Source organism: Okeania sp. SIO3I5 (assembly GCF_010672085.1).
In the GTDB taxonomy this organism is placed as follows: domain Bacteria; phylum Cyanobacteriota; class Cyanobacteriia; order Cyanobacteriales; family Microcoleaceae; genus Trichodesmium.
Genome location: NZ_JAAHHT010000457.1, coordinates 1 through 2,983 on the forward strand (window position 1 = coordinate 1; position 2,983 = coordinate 2,983).

2 protein-coding genes are annotated in these 2,983 nt (G+C 33.0%); both read right to left on the reverse strand.

All coding sequences use genetic code 11. The features are described from left to right. Nucleotides 1-790: 790 nt before the first annotated feature. On the reverse strand, nucleotides 791-1,387 hold the full coding sequence (locus F6K40_RS39565; protein ID WP_293145601.1) for a hypothetical protein: 597 nt from the start codon (nucleotides 1,385-1,387) through the stop codon (nucleotides 791-793). Nucleotides 1,388-1,750: 363 nt separating this feature from the next. Next, nucleotides 1,751-2,254 carry a DUF4149 domain-containing protein gene (locus F6K40_RS39570; protein WP_293145604.1) on the reverse strand — a complete coding sequence of 168 codons (504 nt, stop codon included), beginning with the start codon at nucleotides 2,252-2,254 and terminating at the stop codon, nucleotides 1,751-1,753. Nucleotides 2,255-2,983 lie beyond the last annotated feature (729 nt).

Below are 2,983 nucleotides of genomic sequence, written 5' to 3' on the forward strand. Positions count from 1 at the left end.
TTCCCAGAAACATAATATGTTTGTTTTTCCCATCATCAAATTTTTCCATCCATCACTCCTAAGTGGAAAACCAGCAACATTTTCATTTTCTGAAGCTCCCGAAAAAAAATCGCGCGTCAAAGGATTTTCCGTTGCATCCTCGCCCAAATTTTGATATCATAAAGATTAAATGGGGTTGTTCGCCTATACGCATGATTTTTTATTCAACCAAATTTCCTGGCTCAGAGATAATCCCTGATGTGCAGAAATTTTTCCCAATAACAATACCAGCAATATTTTCATCTTCTGAAGCTTCTATCTTTTCATCCATCACTCCTAGCGTGGAAAACCACCAACATTTTCATTCTCTGAAGCTCCAAAAAAAATCGCGCGTCAAAGGATTTTCCGTTGCATCCTCGCCCAAATTTTGATATCATAAAGATTAAATGGGGTTGTTCGCCTATACGCATGATTTTTTATTCAACCAAATTTCCTGGCTCAGAGATAATCCCTGATGTGCAGAAATTTTTCCCAATAACAATACCAGCAATATTTTCATCTTGTGAAGCTTCTAGAGATGCTCGCTTTTTCCTCATCCAATCTTTTCATCCATCGCTCCTGAGTGGAAAACCACCAACATTGTCATTCTCTGAGAGCTACCTGAAAAAAAATCGCGCGTGAAAGAATTTTCAGTTGCATTCTCGCCCAAATTTTGATATTATAAAGATTAACTGGGTTAACTCGCCTATACTCATGATTTTTTATTCAACCAAGTTCAAAAGCTGAATCCTCATAGCTGAAAGCTTAAATACTAACTAACAAAACTGGTTAATATTCCCAAAATCTTCGGTAAATTATAGACAGAATATTCCTCTAAATCTATAGTTATCGTTTGAGCTTCTAACTCTAGAAATTGCCAAGCAGTACCAGTAGTAACAACTCCATAAATCTTGGAAATTTCCTTACCTTTGTCTTGATTAAAAATCTGAGCAGCAACCATTTCTGCCATACATTGAGCTAAACCATTTCTCAGATTATCATTTTTAGCTTCTACCAAAATTATTACTGGTGCTTTGAGAACTATTTGCTGCGTTGACAAACTAATAATAAAATCACAAAAACCATTTAATCCTAACTCTGGATTAACATTAAACTCAATGCCAGAAAATAAACTTATCTGGTTATTAGATATTTTTTTTACTTCTGCTAATATCGGTGCAATAATAAACTCCGAACGAGCTTTTTCCGAAGCGATCGCTACTCCTAATGGTAGATAATATTCTAGAGCTTCTTGAATAAATTTACTCGGAGAAACTTCTGGTAACTGATTAAATTTACCCAAATTTTCCACCACGTTGAGATTAAAATTTGTCAGAACTTCCTCTAAAGTAAATTTACTGTAAGACATGAATTTTACTAGAAGTAAAAGTAAATTTTTCTAGTTAAAGCTAATATAGCAATGCTAAATAGGTATTAACATTTTATAGTAGAGGTTTGGAGACCAAACCCCTACAGTTTTTTTCACGAAAATTTTACTAGAAGTAAAAGTAAATATTTACTAATTGAGACCGATTCTATCTCAACTAACATCTACCAGTTGATAATTGATAATTGATAATTAATTTCCACAGGTTTAAAGCCTTTTTATAATAATGAATAATTGATAATTGCACTCAAAAATAATTATCAATTATTCATTATCCATTATCAATTAATGAACCACCCTAATTTTTTTGACTATCTTCCAGCACCGTGAAAAATAATTATTAATTCAGTTTTCTTGTCGGTAATACCAACCAAATAAATTAGCACCAACAACCAATTTAATTATTTCTAATAACCAGTAACCGCCGTGCATTTGATTCATTGCCACAGGAACTTCATTAACTGACTCAAACAAATTTAGATTAATACCCAAAGCAGTCATTTGAGGAGTTAAACCATAAGTATCAATTAGAGCGATCGCCAATAATACTATAGAAAAAATCATTGCTGTTTTACCATTTTTAATAAAATGATTTGGCGTAGCGCTCAAAACTAATAAACCTGTTAAACCCAAGCTTGCACAAAATAACTCAACTCGGTTAAATACAGAAAACATTACTGAACCTGCTAGTGTAAAATCTGGGGTATTCATCATCCCAGAAACATACATACTAGGCATAATTACTAGGTCTAAAATTATGCAGGAACTCAACCAGAAACCTAAAGTTAAACAAACTATTGTTTGCCAACGTTGTTGATTGGACTCCAAATTTGGAGAAATAATTGCCATTACCTTATATATATCTAGCGACTTACCTAGAGCTTAACAAAAATTCGACTCAATTAGCATTAAGTTAGTGTTAAGTATTTTTACAATTTGCTTTTCATCAGGAATAGGCAATAGGGAGTAGGGAGTAGTAATTCGGCAAATAGGGAATAGGAAAGGAAAGGAAAAAGAGGAGCATTGCGTCAGCGATCGCCTGCATATTTTTAGGATTTTTAAAACCTACTAAAAACTACCTATCAAATTCAAAAGGATTAAATAAAGTATCGTTCAATAATGGATAATGGATAATGGATAATTACCTCTCCCTAAAAGGGAGAGGATTGACTAAAAGGAAAAAATTTATTTTCTTCCCCTTGAAAAATGAAAAATTTCATCCCTCTATTCCCTATTTCCTATTTCCTGACTTCCGATAGTTAATTATTTACCTCTGTATATCAATCCTCAATGATTAGTAAAAAAAATGTCAGAGTTTGTTGTGCCAACCCAAGGAAAAATCTGACAACCTATCCACATATTGCTCAAGACATCTTCCCAAATTTTCAATCAAATCAACAAAATATGAAATGAAAAATTTCATCCCTCTATTACCTATTTCCTATTTCCTGACTTCCGATAGTTAATTATTTACCTCTGTATATCAATCCTCAATGATTAGTCAAAAAAATGTCAGAGTTTGTTGTGCCAACTCAAGGAAAAATCTGACAACCTATCCACATATTGCTCAAGACATCA